Here is an 18,156-nt window from a genome sequence, read left to right on the forward strand (position 1 = left end):
ATCCCTGGTTATGCCGTTGTGTCCTCATGGTGGCCTTAGCCCTCGTAGCGGCACTTGTGCCGGTTCCCGAGGCGCAAGCCGTACCTCCCAAAGAGCCGAGACCGGTCGAGTCACTCACCACCGAGACGAGCATCGTCCACGAGCAGCCAGACGGCACGATGACCGCGACGCTGAGCGCGGTCCCCGTCCGCGTCAAGGACGCGGGCGGCTGGAAGGGCGTCGACACCACGCTGGTACGGCATGCCGACGGCCTGGTGCGCCCGAAGACGGCGGCCGTCGGCCTGGCGTTGTCCGGCGGCGGGGAGAAGGCCCCGCTGGCCCGGCTGGAGGAGGACGGCAAGGCGCTCGCGCTGAGCTGGCCGGGCCCGCTGCCGGAGCCGAGCCTGGCCGGGCCCGTGGCGACGTACGCCGAGGTGCTGCCCGGCGTCGACCTGCGCATCCGCGCCGATGCCGGCGGCTATGTCCAGCACCTGGTGGTCAAGAACGCCGAGGCGGCCCGTGCCCTGAAGAGCGTCCGCTACGCGGTGACGACCACGGGGGTGCGGCTGAAGCCGGGCAAGGACGGCGGGTTGCTCGCGCTCGACGCTGCGGGCAAGACGGTGTTCAGCGCGCCCGCCTCCGCCATGTGGGACGCGGCGGGACAGGCGGCGCCGTCGGCGCTGCACGAGCCGGACGGGGCGGCCCGGCGCGCGGTGGCGCGGACCGCGGTCGAGGACGGCGCGATCGTCGTCACGCCCGACCGGGCGATGCTCACCGACCCGGCCACCCGCTACCCGGTGGTGATCGACCCGGACTGGGAGTCGAGCGCGTCGGCGGGCTGGGGCAAGGTGTTCTCCGGCAAGCCGGGCACCACGGCCTGGCTGGGCGGCCAGGACGGCGGCGACGCGAAGGTGGGCCAGTGCTATCCGTCGCCGCAGTGCAACGGGATCGGCGCGGTCCGCACGTACTTCCAGTTCGACACCGGCGCCCTTGCGGGCAAGCAGATCCTCGGCGCCTGGTTCAACATCAGCGTGAAGTACGGCCCCACGTGCCCGCACACCGCCCGGCACCAGTTGTTCATCGCCACCGGCCAGATCGGCCCGGGCACGAACTGGAGCAACGCCCCGCAGGGCGCCCTTCTGGACACCAAGCCCGTCGACACCGTCTACGGCAGCTGCTCGGGCTGGAAGGGCGTGGGCTTCGGCGTGGGCGGCAACATCCGCGCCGGTGGGATCTCCACCTACTTCCTCAAGGCGGAGAACGAGGGCGACGGCCTGTCGTGGCGCAAGTACGCGACCGAGACGGCCAGGCTGATCATCAAGTACAACACCAGGCCCAACGCGCCCTACGACATGGGCACCGACCCGCCGCTGCCGGCGGCCTGCCGCTGGTGTGAGGGCCGGGCGTGGGTGGGCGACGAGCGGATCCGGCTGCTCACCCGGCTGTCCGACCCGGACGGCGACCAGGTCCGCCCGATCTGGGACATCTACACCTCGGGCGAGCGGGAGAACCGCGACTGGGGGCCGACCCAGAGCTCCGGCGCCATGTTCAGCACCGATCTCGATCTCACCGGCCGCGACGGCAAGACGGTCGACTGGACCGCGTGGGCCGCCGACGGCAACGACGGCGGGCCTTGGGCCTGGGGGCCCGGCGGCTTCGTCGTGGACCGGACCGGCATCACCACGGCGCCCGCCGTCTCCAGCCCGGAGTATCCCGGCGACAACCGCTGGCACGGCGGAGTCGACGTGCCCGGCACGTTCACCTTCACCGCCGCCGGGGTGCCCGACGTCGACCACTACCTCTACAACTGGAATCGCGCGCCGTACGTCAAGGTGGACGCCGACGCGCTCGGCGGGAAGGCGAGCGTGACCGCCACGCCGCCGGGTGACGGACCGCAGACGCTGGCCGTGCAGAGCGTGGACCGGGCCGGCCACCGCAGCCCGATTACCAACTACCGCTTCTACGTGCGCGGCGGCAACGGCCCCCTGGCGCACTGGCGCATGGACGGCTCGCCCGCGGACAGCGCCTTCCTCGGCGACCGCGACGGCACCCTGCACGGCAGCGCCGGCTACGTGGCCGGCGCGGTGGGCTCGGCGCTGCGGCTCGACGGCTCCGGCGCCCACTTCAGCGCCCCGCACACGGTCAGGACCGACGTCGCCTTCTCCGCCTCGGCCTGGGTCAAGGCGGACGAGGCGGGCAGGGCGCGCTCGGCGGTGAGCCAGGAGAACGGCTTCGACCTCGGCTTCCGCCCGGCCGACGGCGGACGGTGGGCCTTCACCATGGGCGCCGACACCGTCGCCTCGGCCACGACGGCCAAGCTCGGGACGTGGACGCATCTGGCGGCCGTCTACGAACCGCGGCAGAACACGATGACGTTGTACGTGAACGGCGTGCGCTCCGGCTCTCTCGCCCGTACGGCGGCGCCGTCCAACGTGGCCGGTCCGGTGCGGGCGGGCGGCCCCGAGCCGTGGTCCGGCGCCGTCGACGAGGTCCGCGTCTACGACCGGGCGCTGGCCGAGGCGGAGGTGAAGGCCGCGGTCGGCGCCGACAACGTGCAGACGGGGCACTGGAAGTTCGACGACCGCACCGGCACGACGGCGGTCAACGAGGTCCAGGGCGGCCAGCACGGCGTGCTCTCCCAGGGCGCCTCCTTCATCGGCACGGGCGCCTCGGGCGGCTCGCTCCGGCTGGACGGCAGGAGCGGGCAGGTGTCCACGTCCGGGCCGGTGGTCGCGACCGACCAGAGCTTCTCCGCCGCGGCGTGGGTCTACCTGGACCAGGCGCCGCCGGTCGAGCACACCGCGACGGTCGTCTCCCAGGACGGGCAGGTCAACAGCGGGTTCATGCTCGGCTATCGCAGGGAGAGCGAGACCCGGGGCTCGTGGGAGTTCTTCACGCCGGGCGAGGACGCGCCGCGGCACGACGGCGACGTGTACGCGCGCAGCTCGGAGCCCGCGCAGGTGGGCGCGCCGACGCACCTGGCCGCGGTCTACGACGCGCCGGCCAGGCAGCTCAGGCTCTACGTCAACGGGCGGCTCGCGGGCAGCGCGGCCCGGCCCTCCGGCTTCGACGCCACCGGCGCGATGCTGGTCGGGCGGCACAAGTGGAACACCGCCATCGGCGGCTACTGGCCCGGCTGGATCGACGACCTGCGCACCTACAGCCGGGCGCTGGCCTCGGAGGAGATCCAGGGAATCGTCGGCCAGGCCAACGTGACCTCGGCCTACTGGAAGCTCGACGGCAGCGCCAAGGACGAGTCCGTCCCCGCGCGCGAGGGCGAGCTGAGGGGCGGCGCCGCGTGGACGGCCGGGCAGAGCGCCAAGCCCGACCCGGACGACCTGGCGCTGCGGCTCGACGGAAAGAGCGGCGGCCACCTGCGGGCCGGCTCCGTCGTGGACACGACGCAGAGCTTCGCCGTCGCCGCCTGGGCCAGGCTCGACGGGTACCCGGCCTTCGGCCAGCACCCGGCGGTGATCTCCCAGGACGGCGCGCGCTCGGCCGTCTTCCAGCTCCAGGCCACCCCCACCGGCAACTGGGCCTTCACCCTGTGGAACGGCGACGGCGGCGGGGACGGCCGCCGGGTCACCGGGCCCAAGATCCAATCGGGGGTCTGGACTCATCTGGTGGCCATGTACGACGCGGGCGCCCGGCGCATGTCGCTGTTCGTCAACGGCAAGCCCGCGGGGACCGAACCGCGACACCAGACGTGGAACAACCCCTCCGGTTCGATGACGATCGGCCGCTCCCTGTGGGAGGGCGCCGAGGTCGACTTCTTCGCCGGCGCGGTCGACGACGTCGCCGTCTACAACCGGGTGCTGTTCGACGGCGAGATCAGCACGATGGCCGGCCGGGACCTCGCCCTGGTGCACAACTGGACCCTCGACGAGCCGAGCGGCACGGGGGCGGCGGACTCCACGGGCGCCAGGACGGCCACGCTCGCCGGCGACGCCCGCTTCGTGCCCGGCCGGTCGGGCAACGCGATCGCGCTCGACGGCGCCGGGGACCACGTCTCCGCCGAGGGCGTCGACCTGCGTACCGACCAGGCGTTCACCGTCTCCGCATGGGTGAACCTGACCGGCAGCGACTGCGACCTGACCGTGCGCGTGCGCTGCAAGGTGGACGCGGTCAGCCTCGACGGCGACCAGGCCAGCAAGTTCCGGCTCGGCCACGTCCGCGACCGCGGCGACAACCTGGAGGGCACCTGGACTTTCGAGATGACCGAATCGGACGCCGCCGGCGGGACGGTCACCAAGGCCGCCGTCTCCGGCAAGCCGGGCGAGCTCACCGACTGGGTGCACCTGACCGGCGTCTACCAGCCCGAGGTGAAGAAGATCTGGCTCTACGTCGACGGCGTCCGCGTCGGCGACGGGACCCAGAACACCCAGTGGCACGCGAACGGCGCCCTGCGGATCGGGCGCGGCAAGGCGGATGAGTACTGGCGCGGCAAGGTCGACGACGTGCGGTTGTACGCGGGGGCGCTGTCGAAGGAGCGCGTGTTCGGCCTCTACGGCTCCTACCCCGCCCAGGCCGGCGCCGCCACGCTGCCCCGCGCCGACCTCGGCGCCTGGAAGTTCGACGAGGGATCCGGCCCGGCTGCGGCCGACGCGGGCGGGCGCAACCTGCCGCTGACGCTGAAGGGCGGCGCCACCTGGCACTGGGGGCGCTACGGCCACGCCGTGGCCCTCGACGGGAACGCCGCCTACGCCGAGACGGCCGGGCCCGTGGTGGACACCGGCCGCAGTTTCTCCGTGGCCGCCTGGGCCCACCTCAGCGGTCCCGGCACCGCCAACCGGGTCGTGATCGGCCAGGACGGCAACCGGGTGAGCACGTTCATGCTCATGTACGACGCGGGGAAGGGCAGGTGGGCGGCAGCCGTACCGGACGGCGACACCGACAACCCGCAGTCCACGCTCGTCTACTCGGCCGCGCCCGCCGCCACCGACGACTGGACGCACCTCGTGCTCTCCTACGACGCGGCCCGCCGGCAACTGCGGCTCTACGTCAACGGCCTGCTCAGCGGCGCGCAGACGAACGTGACCGTGCAGAACGCCCCCGGCCCGCTGACCGTCGGGCGGGCCAAGTGGAACGGCGCGCCGTCCGCCTTCTTCCCCAAGTACGTCGACGACGTCCGCGTGTACGGCAAGGCCCTCAGCGACGGCGAGGCCGGGAAGGTCTACGACGACATCGAGCCGATGGAGTTCGAGTTCTACCGCTTCGACGACGGCACCACCCGCGACACCTCCTGGCGCGGCCAGCACCTGACGGCCACCGGCGGGGCCGGGTTCGCCCCCGGCGTCCAGGGGCAGGCGCTCAAGCTGGACGGCGTGAACGACGCGGCCGTGGCGGCGACCAGCTCGGTCTCGGCGCGGGGCAGCTTCGGGATCTCCGCCTGGGTCAAGCTCGCGCGCACCGACCAGGTCGCCACCGTGGTCAGCCAGGGCGGCCGCCGGATGTCCGCCTTCGCGCTGCAGTACCGGCCCGGCCTCAACCGGTGGGTGTTCGGCGGGGCGCAGGAGGACGCCGACGGCGCCGCGGCCGTCCACGCGCGCTCGCGCACCGCGCCCAGGGCGGACCAGTGGACGCACCTCATGGGCGTCTACGACTTCCCCGCCCGGCAGCTGCGCCTCTACGTGAACGGCGAGTTCTCCGGATCCAGGGACGGCGTGACGCTCTGGGCGCCGTCCGGCGAGCTGAACGTCGGCAGGGACCTGGCCGACGGGCAGCCGGCCGGCTACTTCCCCGGCCTGATCGACGACCTCAGGATCGGCTTCGGCGCCCTGGCCGAGCCCGACATCGCGGTCCGCGGAGGTTACCCCAAGCCGCAGCCCGGCCAGCTCGGCCGCTTCGTCAACGCCGCCGGCGAGCACTACACGGCGCCGACCGGGGCGGAGATCCGGCCCGGCTACCACTTCGAGGGCGTGCTCGGCCTGCCCGCCGTACCGGGGCCCGGCACCACGATGCTCTACTCCTGCGAGAAGGACGGAGACCTGTTCACCTCGGCCGAGGCCGGCTGCGAGGGCGGCGCGAAGCTCGGCGAGATCGGCCTGGTCCGCACCGCGCAGACCGGCGGGCCGCCGGCCATCCCGATCTACCGGTGCGCCTCCGCCACGGAACGCTTCGAGTCCAGGGACGCCCAGTGCGAGGGCGTGCGCACGGACAAGCTGCTCGGCTACACGACCGCCTACGCGGTGCTGGCCCGCTACAACCTGCCCGGCTACCACCACCGCAGCCTGATCGACGGGCCCCCGCCCGGGCACAAGAGCGACGGGCCCCAGGGCTACCTCGCCCTCACCCATGAGCCGGGCACCCAGACGCTGATGAGCTGCGGGGACGGCAGCCGCCAGTTCGTCTCCACCGACCAGAACTGCGAGGGCAAGACGGTGCTGTCCTGGCTCGGCAAGTCCTGGACCCAGCCACCTCAGGGGCGCCCCAGCCACGAGCTCGTGCGCTGCACCTTCAACGGCGGCAGCTTCGTCAACATCGGCGACTGCGGCGGCTATCCCTTCGAGCGCTCGCTCGGCCACGTTCCCACCACGATCGCGGAGGCCACCTCATGACGGCGTTACGCCTGGTCGCGGCAGTCCTGCTGATACTGGGGCTCGTGCAGGCCCCCGCCGTCGCCGCCGCCGCGGGCGGCCCCTCGGTACCGCTCCCCGGCACCGAGTCGACCCCCGTCGCCCCGCAGGCTCCCCTGCCGCCGCGGGCCCAGGACCAGGCCGGCGCCGAGGCGCTGAGCGGCAACCAGCCGGCCCAGGGCCAGCCCGCCCAAGGCGGCGGCACGTCGTACGAGACGCCGCTGCAGCCCTCGGCCACCTGGCAGGTGGCCGGGCACACCGGCGACTTCAGCTGGTCCTATCCCCTGCGCGTGCCGCCCGCGCCCGGCGGCGCGGCCCCCTCTCTGGCGCTCGGCTACTCCTCCTCCTCGGTGGACGGCCGGACCAGCGCCACCAACAACCAGGCGTCGTGGGCGGGCGACGGATGGAGCCTCGGTGCCGGCTTCGTCGAGCGCACCTACGGCGCCTGCCTGGCCGACAAGGAGGGCGGCACCGTGCCGCCCGTCGTCGGCGACCTGTGCTGGCGCAGCGACAACGCCTTCGCCACCTATCCGGGCGGCGGCGGCATGCTGCTGAAGGAGGCGCAGGGCGACAAGTGGCGGGCCACGAGCGACGACGGCTCGCGCATCGAGCGCCTCAGGGGAGCCGACAACGGCGACGCCGACAAGGAGTACTGGAAGGTCACCACCCCGGACGGCACCCAGTACTTCTTCGGCTCGCGCCCCGGCTCCGGCTCCACCTGGACGGTCCCCGTCTTCGGCGACGACGCGGGCGAGCCCTGCCACGCCGCCACGTTCGCCGCCTCCTCGTGCGTCCAGGCGTGGCGCTGGAACCTGGACAAGGTCGTCGACCGGCACGGCAACCTCACGTACTACACCTACGAGACCGAGTCGAACTCCTACGCCTTCAACGCCAAGGACGCCGCCGTGCCGTACACGCGCGGCGGCTGGCTCAAGCGCATCGAGTACGGCCTGCGCGACACCCCCGGCGCGCAGCCCGCGGCCAGGGTGGAGTTCACCACGGCCGACCGGTGCGTGCCCGGCTCGGTGTGCACCCCGGCGATGCCGCAGAACTGGCCCGACGTGCCGTGGGCGGAGAAGTGCGACACCCCGACGTGCAAGGACCGCTACTCGCCGTCGTTCTGGACCACCAAGCGCCTCGCGAAGATCACGACACAGGTACGGCGGGGCGCGGCCTTCACCGACGTGGACTCCTGGACGCTGGACCATCAGTTCCCCAAGACCGGCGACGGCGAGAGCCCGGCGCTGTGGCTGAAGAGCATCACCCACACCGGCCACGCGGGCGGAAACCAGTCGCTGCCCCCGGTCACGTTCGAGGGCACGAAGATGCCCAACCGGGTGTCGGCGGGCGGCGGCGTGGCCCCGCTGCTGCGCTACCGCATCACCGGCATCGTCTCGGAGACCGGCGGCGTCACCTCCGTCACCTACGCCGAGCCCGACTGCGGCGACGGCGCCTCGATGCCCGCCTCCCCGCAGACCAACACGCTGCGCTGCTTCCCCGTGCGATGGGCGCCGCCGAAGCACGCCGAGCGCACCGACTACTTCCACAAGTACGTCGTCGCCGCCATCACCCAGTCCGACTGGCTGAGCAGCAGCACCGAGCAGGTCACCAGGTACTCCTACCTCGGCGGCGCCGCCTGGCACCTGGACCGGTCGGAGTTCACCCCGCCCGACAAGCGCACCTGGAACGAGTTCCGCGGCTTCGCCCGCACCCAGATCCGCGCCGGCAAGCCCGGCGACCCGGCCGGGCCCCTCACCAAGAGCGAGGAACGCTACTTCCGCGGGATGGGCGGCCAGGCCGAGGACTCCGAGGGAGTCAAGCGGGACGACTCGGAGTGGCTGCAGGGTTTCCGCTTCGAGAACATCACCTACGACGGCGACACCGACACCGTCGTCTCCAAGGAGATCACCGTCCCGTCGGCCCAGGGGCCCACGGCGCAGCGCGGCGAGTACAAGGCGTACATCGTGCGGCCGGGCGCCACCACCTCGTACACGACGCTGGCCGCGGGCGGGCGCCGCACGACCCGCGTCACCCGTGCCTACGACGACCGGGGGCTGCTCGTCACGACCGGCGACGAGGGCGACACGGCCAAGGACGACGACGACCGGTGCACGCGGGTCACGTATGTCCGCAACGAGGCGGCGTGGCTGCTCGCCCTCCCCTCCCGCACCCAGACGGTGAGCACCGGCTGCGCCAAGACGCCGTCCTTCCCCGCGGACGCGCTGGCCGACGAGCGGACGTCCTACGACGGCCAGGACCACGGCGCCCCGCCGGTGCGCGGCGACGCCACCAAGACGGAGACGCTGCAGAGCCACCCCGCCTCCGGCCCCGTCTACACCACGACCGCCACGACCACCTTCGACGAGCGCGGGCGGCCCACCGCGGTCACCGACGCCGCCGGGAGCACCACCGGCACCGCCTACACGCAGGACGCCGGCGGTCCGACCACCCAGATCGCCGTCACCAACGCCCTCAGCCACGTCACGACCACCACCCTCGAACCGGCCACCGGCCTCCCCCTCAAGGTCGTCGACCAGAACGGCAACGTCTCCGAGACCGCCTACGACGCGCTCTCCCGCGCCGTCGAGGTCTGGCTGCCGGGCAGGTACCGCCAGGAGAACGAGCAGGGCAACCACCGCCTCGCCTACACCGTGGACAAGAAGTCCGGCATGGTCGTCACCACCGCCACCCTGGGCCCCGAGGGCAACTACACCACCAGCAACACGATCTACGACGGGCTCCTGCGCGAGCGCCAGATCCAGGCCCCGGCGCCCGGTGGCGGACGGGTGCTCACCGACACCCGCTACGACTCCCAGGGCCGCATCTACAAGGTCACCAAGCCCTACTTCAACAACGGCGAGGTGGACGGCAAGCTGTGGGTGGCCGCCGACACCGAGGTGGCCTCCCTGACCCGCACCCAGTTCGACGGCGTGGGCCGTCCCGTCGCCGAGATCGTCATGGGGGGCGCGCACGAGCTGTGGCGCACCACCATGTCCTACGGCGGCGACCGCACCCACCTCACCCCGCCCCGCGGGGGCACCCCCGCCACCTACGTCGAGGACGCCCGCGGGCAGACCGTCGAGCTGCGCCAGCACAAGAGCGCCACCGAGACCGACACCGCCACCTACGCCTACGACCCGGCCGGCCGGCTGACCACCGTCAAGAACGCCGCCGGCGCCACCTGGCGGCTCGGCTACGACCTGCGCGGCAGCCTCGTCCGCCAGGAACATCCGGACAAGGGCGTCACCACGATGACCCACGACCGCGCCGGGCGCGTGGCCACGATCACCGACGCGCGCGGCGGCGTCCTCGCCTACGACTACGACGCCCTCGGCCGCAGGACCGCGCTCCACACCGGCTCGGCGACCGGCCCCGTCACGGCGCGCTGGAGCTACGACACCGTCCCGTACGGCAAGGGCCAACCGGCCACCAGCACCCGCTACCTGGACGGCCACGCCTACACCACCGCCGTCCTCGGCTACAACGAGCGCTACCAGAGCACCGGCCTGACGTACGTCATCCCCGAGTCGCCCCGGGCCGAGGCGCTGGCCGGCACGTACGTCACCCGGCAGAAGTACAACGTGGACGGCAGCCTGAAGAGCACCGCCTTCCCCGCGGTCGGCGGCCTGCCCGGCGAGGTCGTGGTCCACGGCTACGACGACGCCGGCCGTCCCACGACGACCTACGGCGGTCTGGACGGCACCGCCACCGTCGACTACGTCACCGACACCCGCTACACCGCCTACGGCGAGCCGGCCAGGATCCAGCTCGGCGAGACCGGCAAGCGCACCTGGCTGTCGTACTACTACGACGACCACACCCGCAGGGTCAAGCGGGCGATCGTCGACGCCGAGCTCCCGAAGCCGATGCGCTCCGACGTCAACTACGCCTACGACCCGGCGGGCAACATCACCTCGATCGCCAACACCCCCCGCGACCTGCCCGCCGACGTCCAGTGCTTCCGCTACGACGGACTGCGCCGGCTCACCGAGGCGTGGACGCCGGGCAACGACTGCGCCGCCGGCCCCTCGGCCGCCGGGCTGTCCGGGGCCGCGCCGTACTGGCAGTCGTTCACCTACGACGCGGCCGGCAACCGCGCCACCGACACCGAGCACACGAGCGCGGGCGACACCACCCGCACCTACAGCTACCGCCCGTTGTCCCACACCCTGACCTCGGTGAGCACGCAGGCGCCCGCCGGAGCACCCGCCTCCGTGTCCTTCGCCTACGACGAGGCCGGCAACACCGTCGGCCGCCCCGCCCAGACGCTGGACTGGGATGCTCTGGGCAACCTGGCCAAGGCCACCCTGAACGGCCGGAGCACCGAGTTCGTCCACGGCGCCGACGGCGAGCGCCTGCTGCGCCAGGACCCCGACGGCATCACCCTCTACCTGCCGGGACAGGAGGTGCGCCTGCCCCGGACCGGCCAGGCGACCGCCACCCGCTCCTACACCCACGGCAAGCAGACCGTGGCCACGCGCACTACCGCCGGGCTCACCTGGCTGGCCGGCGACCACCAGGGCACGCTCAGCATGGCCATCGACGCGACCACGCTGGCGGTGACCGAACGCCGCCAGACCCCGTTCGGCGCGCCCCGCGGAGCCGCGAGCTCGTTCCCCGGCGAGAAGGGCTTCGTCGGCGGGACCATTGATGCCGCGGCCGGGCTGGTCACGCTCGGCGCCCGCCCGTACGACCCCGCCTACGGCAGGTTCCTCTCCGTGGACCCGATCATGGATGTGGCGACGCCGCAGCAGTTCAACGCCTACGCCTACGCCAACAACAGTCCCGTCACCCTGTCCGACCCGACGGGCCTGCGCCCGGACGACCAGCCGGGCTACTGCGTCATCTGGAGGGGCGACTGCGGGTTCCACCCGACCGACTCCGGCCACGTCCGCAACGGCTTCTACACACCCGACCAGGTCAAGAAGCTGACCCGCTGGGTCAACGTGGGTCGCGCCAACTGCCCGGACGGGGTCGGCAGATGCTCGCGGGTCCGGAGCGGCATCAGCGACGCCGAGCTCTCCGCGCGCCGCATCGCGGCGGAGAACAAGAAGCGCAACGAGGCCGTCAAACAGCGGACCAGGGAGATGGTGCAGAAGGTCGGCGAATATCTGGGGGCGAGCAAGGAGAAGATGCAGCTCGTCATGAAGGCCATCGAGACGCTCAGCGAGGGAGCGATCAAATCGGGCTCCATCTGCCTCGAGGGCTCGGGCGGCCTGGTCCTCGCCGTGGCGGCGGAGGGCTGCGTGCGGTTCGACGCGAAGGGAGTGAGCCTCTCGGGGCAGCTCAAGGGGAGCCTGACCATCGGCGGGGAACTCCGGTTCAGCGCGTCGGTCAGCCTCACCAGCGAGAGCGCGAGCAGCGACGACCCGAGCTTCAGCACGTCCTCCGGCATCGGCGTCAACACCGGCAGCCCGAAGGGCTCCATCGGCGAGTTCCGGAAGTTCGCCGCCGGAGTCAAGGTCCACAAGGGCTGGGACTTCGACCTCGCGGTCGACGAGAGCATCGAGCACAAGACCGGGCAACTCTCCACCACGTTGACGGCGAAGGTCGGCTGGGGCTTCGGCGGCACGTTCGGCAGCCTCACCTTCGTCAGCGGGAAGTGGGACACCGGCTACCTCCCGTGGTGATCGGCCCTGGATTGACCTGAGCGGGTGTGTCAGCATCAGGGCACCGCCCGACCGCAAGGGGGTTACGGCATGGCCGAGGGGTTCCACGACGATCCGCACCCGCACTACGCCGCATGGCGCGGCAAGTCCCCGGTGCTCCGGATGGACCGGACACCGGGCGGGACCCCCGGCTGGCTGATCACCGGCTACCACGAGGTGCGCGCCGCGCTCGCCGACCCCACCCTGTCCAAGGCGAGCGGGAACGTCGAGCAGGTGCTCGCCCGGTACGGCTCCCGCCCGCTGATCACCGCTCCGTGGCTCGTCCAGAACATGATCAACTCCGACCCTCCCGACCACACGCGGCTGCGCAGACTGGCCGCCACGGCGTTCACCCCCAAGGCGATCGACGCGCTCCGCCCCCGCATCGAGGAGATCACCGCGCACCTTCTGGACGACCTCGCCCAGGACGGAGGCGTCGTCGACCTGATGGCCGGATTCGCCGCGCCCCTGCCGATCACGGTGATCTGCGAGATCCTCGGCATCGCCCACGACGAGCGCGGCGACTTCCAGTCCTGGACCCGCACCCTCATCGGCCACTCCCCCGCCGAGGCCAGGGCGGCGGCGTCCGCCTCCATGGTCACGTTCCTGTCGGAGCTGGTCGCCGCCAAGCGCGCCGGCCCCGGCCAGGACATGCTCTCGGCGCTGATCCAGGCCCGCGACGAGGGCGACGCCCTCACCGAACGCGAGCTCATCGCCACCGCGTTCCTGCTGCTCGTCGCCGGCTACGAGACGACCGTCAACCTGATCGGCAACGGCCTGAACGCGCTGTTCACCCATCCCGCCCAGCTCGCCGCGCTGCGCGCCGACCCGTCTCTGATCCCGGGCGCGGTGGAGGAGTTCCTCCGCTTCGACGGCCCGGTCACCCAGGCGAGCCTGCGGGTGACGACCGTGCCGGTCACCTATGGCGGCGTCGAGATCCCCGCCGGCGAGGTCGTCCAGGTGTCGTTCCTGGCGGCCAACCGCGATCCGGCCCGCTTCCCCTCCCCCGACACCCTCGACATCAGGCGCCCCGCCGCCGGGCACGTGGCGTTCGGCCACGGCATCCACTACTGCCTGGGCGCACCGCTGGCCCGGATGGAGGCCGAGATCGCCTTCACCGAGCTGCTGGCCCGCTTCCCCGCCTTCTCCCGCGCACCCCGGGACGTGCCGGAATGGGAGCCCAGCGATCGCATCCGGGGACTACGCGCCCTATGGATTGATCTGGGCGTTTAGCGGAAGGAAGGCTCTTCCGCTGGTCCGTGCCCGATCCGCCGACGGCGACGTAGCCGGATGAGGAGGCCGGACGGCCTCGCCGTTCCGTTCGGCCCGGCGGCGCGACACGTCGCGGGAGTACTCCCGGCGTCGTAGGGCGGGCGGCCGTTCGTTCCGCGGGGTGAGCGGCAAATGACTCCGCTTGCACGATGCCGCGAAGCGGGCCGCCGGACGACCATTGCCGTCATGCACATACCTACGCGAAGCCGTAAGCGTGAAGAAACGGCCGGCGGAGCGCCGGCGCGGCCGGGGCTGACGCTGGCCGCGGTGGCCGTCGTGCAGTTCATGGTGTCGCTGGACCTGTCGGTGGTGAACGTCGGGCTCCCGCGGATCGCCGCCGGTCTCGGCTTCGGCGCCGTGGGGCTGACCTGGGTGATCCACGCCTACGCGCTCACGTTCGGCGGGCTGCTCCTGCTGGGCGGCAAGGCCGCCGACCGCTACGGCCGGAGAAGGCTGCTGCTGATCGGGCTCGGCTTGTTCGGCCTGGCCTCGCTCGCCGGCGGCTTCGCCCTGGAGCCCGGCCAGCTGGTCGCCGCCCGGGCCGCGCAGGGCATCGGTGCCGCCGCCCTGGCCCCGGCCGCGCTGGCGCTGCTGGCCACGACGTTCCCCGAGGGGCGCGCCCGCGTCCGCGCCTTCGGGATCTGGAGTGCGACGAACGCCGCCGGGGCCGCGTTCGGCGTCCTGATCGGCGGGCTGCTCACCGAGTACGCGGGCTGGCGGTGGGTGATGTTCGTGAACGTGCCCATGGCCGTCGGCGCGCTGGCCCTGGCCTGGCGGGGTGTCGCCGCCGACCCGCCCGCGGCCCGCGGCGGCCGGCCGGACGTCCTCGGCGCCGTCCTGGCCACGGCGGGCATGACCTTGCTGGTGTTCGGCATCGTCCGGACCGAGGAGTACCCGTGGACCTCGCCGGTCACGGTGACGACCCTGGCCGTCGCGGCCGCGCTGCTGGCCGCCTTCGTCCACGTCGAGCGGACCACCGGCCGCGAACCGCTGATCCGGCTCGGCCTGTTCGCCAGCCGCTCGGTCACCGGCGCGAACGCCTACACCCTGCTCATCGGCGCCGCCATGGCCGCGTCCTTCTACTTCGCCTCCCTCTACCTCCAGAACGTGCTCGGCGCCGGACCGGCGGCGGCCGGGCTCATGTTCCTGCCGATGGCCGTGGGCGTGGTCGCGGGCTCCGTGCTGGCCGTCAAACTCGGCTACCGGCTCGCGCCGCGGACGCTGCTGGTCATCGGCGGCCCGCTGGCCGCGATCGGCTTCGCCTGGTTCGGCCTGATCAGCCCGGACGGCACGTTCGTCACCGACGTCCTGGGGCCCTCGATCATCGCCGGCGCCGGCATCGGGCTCTGCCTCGGCCCGGGCGTCTCCATCGCCACCGCCGGCCTCGCGCCCCACGAGAGCGGCACCGCCTCCGGCCTGCTCAACAGCTCCCGCCAGATCGGCGCCTCGCTCGGCCTGGCCGTCCTCGGCACCGCCGCCCACCAGCGCACCGGCCCGATCGTCACCCCCGAGACCCTCAACGACGGATACGCGCTCGGCATGATCCTCAGCGCCGCGCTGGTGGCCGCCGCCGTTCTCGTCGTCGTCACCGTCGTGCCCAGGGCGCGGGCCCCTCGCCGTCAATGATCGCTCTCCCCCGGCGTCACACAGCCCGGTGAGTACGGCGCAGCCGCCCTCACCGGGCTGTGCGCGGCGTCAGCGGAAGTCCGCGGCGTGGTCGGACGCCCACTGGGCGAAGGTGCGCGGCGGGCGGCCGACGACCCGTTCGAAGTCGCCGGCGCCGGTCACCGGGCTGCCGCCCGTCGAGGAGCCGTACAGGTCGAGCAGCCAGTCGATGACGGCGTGATCGACGCCCTGCCCGGGGTCGTACCACTCCTGGCGCGCCTGCTCAGGCGTGAGCTCCACCAGCTCGACCGGTTCACCGATGGCCTCGCCGATGATCCGCACCTGCTGGGCCACCGTCAGGTCCTGTGGCCCGGCGAAGGTGTAGGCACATCCGGCGTGCCCGTCCTCGAGCAGCGCGGCCACGGCCACGGCGGCGACGTCGGCCTCGTGGGTCGGGCGGCTGACGGCCTCGGCGAAGGGGCGCCGCACCTGCCGCCGGGCCCGCACGTCGGGCGCGTAGTCGAGCCAGTTGGCTGCGAACTCGCCGGGCCGTACCAGCGTCCATTCCAGCCCCGATGCCCGGACCGCGGCTTCCACCGGCGCGTAGCCGGTGTCGCCGCCGGCGTCCTCATCGGCCAGGGCGCCGGAAAGGACGACGATCCGGCGCACCCCTGCCCGCTTCGCCATGGCCACCACCTCCTCGGCCGAATCCGGCACGGGGAACAGGTACAGCCGCTCCACTCCCTCCAGCGCCCGTGCCACGGAGGCGGGCCGCTCCAGGTCGCCGGCCACGACCTCCACCTGATCGGGCAGCCCGGCGGCGCCGGGCCGGCGGGTCAGCGCACGCACGGACACCCCTGCCCGCAGCAGCGCGGCGACGACCTCGCGTCCTACCCGGCCGGTCGCGCCGGTCACCAGTACGGTCGTCATCGGAAGTCCTCCGCGTGGTCGCACGCCCACTGGGCGAAGGTGCGCGGCGGGCGGCCGGTGATGCGCTCGAACGTGCCGGTGGGCGGCACCAGCGCCGGATCGTCGGCGCTGGCCGCCAGGAGTTCCAGCAGCCAGTCGAGGACCGCGTGATCGACGCCCTGCCCGGGGTCGTACCACTCCTGCCTCGCCTGCTCCGGGGTGAGTTCCACGAAGCCGACGGCGCGTCCGGTCGCGGCGCCGATGGCGCGGACCTGGTCGAGCTGGGTGACCGGGTGCGGTCCTGTGATGGTGTGGGTGGCGCCCACGTGGTCGTCGGTGAGCAGGGCCGCCACGGCCACCTCCGCCACGTCGGCCTCGTGCGTCAGCGCCTGGGCGGCGCGGGGGTAGGGGGCGCGCACCGAGCCCGTCGCGCGGATCTCCCCGGCCCACTCCAGCGCACCGGCCGCCAGCAGGCCCGGGCGGACGTGCGTCCACTCCGCGCCGGTGGCCTCCACCGCCAGCTCGATGTCCCGATGGCCTTGGCGCTCGTCGGCCAGGTGCCGCTGGAGCGGCGTCAGGCCGGGGTCGCGCGGGTCGCCCTGGTGGGGGAACCCGGCGGCGACGGCGGAGTGCACCACGAACCTGCGCACTCCCGCCTCGACCGCCCGGTCGATGAACCCCTCCCCTTGTGCCGCGTCGAGATGGACGCCGGGAAACAGATAGACCCGGTGGACGCCGCGCAGCGCGTCCGCCCACGTCTCGGGCCGGTCGAAATCCCCGCCGGCCCTCTCCACGCCGGCCGGCAGCCTCGCCGCCGCCTTCTCGGGGTCGCGGCTCATCGCCCGGACGCGCTGTCCCGCGCCGACGAGCCCCGCCACGACCCTTCTGCCGATGTTGCCGGTTGCTCCGGTCACCAGTGTCGTCATTAGACTCCCTGTGGATCCCTGTCGGATCTCCAAGGAACCGCCGCGCCCGTAGCCGCGTTCGCGGCGGTTCCGCCTGCCCGGCGAGAGTAGCCCGCTCGCGATTTCGCCGCATATGGACAATGTCCAACCTGGTCAGACGCGGAGCCGTACCGGCAGAAGGGCGCCGGCGGGCGGCCGATGACGGCCTGGTCAGGCCGGGCGGCGCCGGCGGCGGACCTTGATGTCGCGCATGTCGGTCACCGCGAGCTGCAGGATCTCGTGCGGGTGCCCGTGCGCCTCCAGCGCGGCCATCGCGCCGAGCGCCGCCTCGTCCTGGCCGTCGTCCGGCCCCGCCGGCACCTGGCAGCGGAAGGTGAACGCCGTCACGCTCTGATCATGGGTGAAGGTCCCGGCCTCGGTGTAGACGGTGCCGGCCGCGGCCAGGACGGCGGCCCTCCCGGCGTCGCCGAGCCCGCGGAACTTCCCTCTGATCGTTACCCTGAACACCTGCTCATTCCTCTCGTACGGCGTAGCCGAGGAGACGCTCTCCCATGAGTTCCTCCGCGGCGTCGATCAGCTCCAGCACGTGCGCGGCGATGACGTCCGGCCGCTCACCGGCCGTGGTCCGCCTGCCGACCTCCGACAGGACCATGGCGTGCAGGCAGCCGAGCTGCCAGGCGACGGCCCGCGGCAGCGGGTCGCCGGACGCGGCGCCGGTCTCCTGAGCCAGGTGCCCGGCCAGTTCGGCGGTCATCTGGTGGGCGAGACGCTCCAGCCGGGCGGTCAGCGTGGGCGCGGCCCGCATCATCTCCAGCACGCGGCCGAACCCCTCGCTCAGCCCGAGCCTGCGCTCACGCCCGCGCACCTCCTGCCGCAGCCGCGCCAGGACCGCCTCGGCCGCCGACTGGCCGGGGCGGCGCTCGCGCACGATGCCGGCCAGCCGTTGCGGGGACGCCTCCTCCGGCGGCAGCACGAGGTCCTCTTTGGCCTGGAAGTAGTTGTAGACGGTGTTGACCGACACCTCGGCGGCCGCGGCGACCTCGGCGATCGTGACGTTGTCGAAGCCGCGGGCGACGAACAGGCCGAGGGCCACATCGGAGATGCGCCGGCGGCTCTGCCGCTTCTTACGCTCGCGCAACCCCTCGGACATACGTGGAGCCTACTCCAAATTTGGAGTCCATTGCAGGTTTCGCCCGGGCGGCCGACGGCGTCCGCGCATTTGCCGCCTGGCGCGCAGACCTCCAAGATGGACAGACCCGGGCC

General features: G+C 73.0%; 8 protein-coding genes. 4 read left to right on the forward strand and 4 right to left on the reverse strand.

The features are described 5' to 3' along the window. Positions 1 to 56: 56 nt before the first annotated feature. From FVE25_RS13205 to FVE25_RS13220, 4 genes are all read left to right on the forward strand, one after another. Positions 57 to 6,536, forward strand: coding sequence for a LamG domain-containing protein (locus FVE25_RS13205; protein ID WP_181019570.1), 6,480 nt, complete (start codon positions 57 to 59; stop codon positions 6,534 to 6,536). Continuing rightward, positions 6,533 to 12,184, forward strand: coding sequence for an RHS repeat-associated core domain-containing protein (locus FVE25_RS13210; protein ID WP_157246830.1), 5,652 nt, complete (start codon positions 6,533 to 6,535; stop codon positions 12,182 to 12,184). The genes FVE25_RS13205 and FVE25_RS13210 overlap by 4 nt, the downstream gene beginning before the upstream one ends. Before the next feature lie 69 nt (positions 12,185 to 12,253). Next, complete coding sequence (locus FVE25_RS13215; protein ID WP_157246831.1) at positions 12,254 to 13,435, forward strand: cytochrome P450 family protein; 1,182 nt, start codon at positions 12,254 to 12,256, stop codon at positions 13,433 to 13,435. Positions 13,436 to 13,660: 225 nt separating this feature from the next. Further along, positions 13,661 to 15,100: an MFS transporter gene (locus FVE25_RS13220; protein WP_157246832.1), complete on the forward strand. Its 1,440-nt coding sequence runs from the start codon at positions 13,661 to 13,663 to the stop codon at positions 15,098 to 15,100. Positions 15,101 to 15,169: 69 nt separating this feature from the next. Here FVE25_RS13220 and FVE25_RS13225 read toward each other — a convergent pair whose 3' ends face one another. From FVE25_RS13225 to FVE25_RS13240, 4 genes are all read right to left on the reverse strand, one after another. Next, a complete protein-coding gene (locus FVE25_RS13225) occupies positions 15,170 to 16,009 on the reverse strand; it encodes an NAD(P)H-binding protein (RefSeq protein ID WP_157246833.1) in 840 nt (279 codons plus the stop codon). After that, positions 16,006 to 16,914 carry an NAD(P)H-binding protein gene (locus FVE25_RS13230; protein ID WP_219825477.1) on the reverse strand — a complete coding sequence of 303 codons (909 nt, stop codon included), beginning with the start codon at positions 16,912 to 16,914 and terminating at the stop codon, positions 16,006 to 16,008. The genes FVE25_RS13225 and FVE25_RS13230 overlap by 4 nt, the downstream gene beginning before the upstream one ends. A 189-nt stretch (positions 16,915 to 17,103) precedes the next feature. Further along, on the reverse strand, positions 17,104 to 17,400 hold the full coding sequence (locus FVE25_RS13235; RefSeq protein WP_157246834.1) for a DUF6204 family protein: 297 nt from the start codon (positions 17,398 to 17,400) through the stop codon (positions 17,104 to 17,106). Between the two features lie 4 nt (positions 17,401 to 17,404). Further along, complete coding sequence (locus tag FVE25_RS13240; protein ID WP_157246835.1) at positions 17,405 to 18,043, reverse strand: TetR/AcrR family transcriptional regulator; 639 nt, start codon at positions 18,041 to 18,043, stop codon at positions 17,405 to 17,407. Between the last annotated feature and the right edge of the window lie 113 nt (positions 18,044 to 18,156).

Origin of the sequence: Nonomuraea typhae (genome assembly GCF_009760925.1) — a bacterium.
Lineage (GTDB): Bacteria > Actinomycetota > Actinomycetes > Streptosporangiales > Streptosporangiaceae > Nonomuraea > Nonomuraea typhae.

What these genes read in the sequence shown, in the direction of transcription:
- FVE25_RS13220 (WP_157246832.1), top strand. Translation starts at nt 13,661, where the DNA reads ATGCACATACCTACGCGAAGCCGTAAGCGTGAAGAAACGGCCGGCGGA.
- FVE25_RS13230 (WP_219825477.1), bottom strand. Translation starts at nt 16,914, where the DNA reads ATGACGACACTGGTGACCGGAGCAACCGGCAACATCGGCAGAAGGGTC.
- FVE25_RS13210 (WP_157246830.1), top strand. Translation starts at nt 6,533, where the DNA reads ATGACGGCGTTACGCCTGGTCGCGGCAGTCCTGCTGATACTGGGGCTC.
- FVE25_RS13225 (WP_157246833.1), bottom strand. Translation starts at nt 16,009, where the DNA reads ATGACGACCGTACTGGTGACCGGCGCGACCGGCCGGGTAGGACGCGAG.
- FVE25_RS13240 (WP_157246835.1), bottom strand. Translation starts at nt 18,043, where the DNA reads ATGTCCGAGGGGTTGCGCGAGCGTAAGAAGCGGCAGAGCCGCCGGCGC.
- FVE25_RS13215 (WP_157246831.1), top strand. Translation starts at nt 12,254, where the DNA reads ATGGCCGAGGGGTTCCACGACGATCCGCACCCGCACTACGCCGCATGG.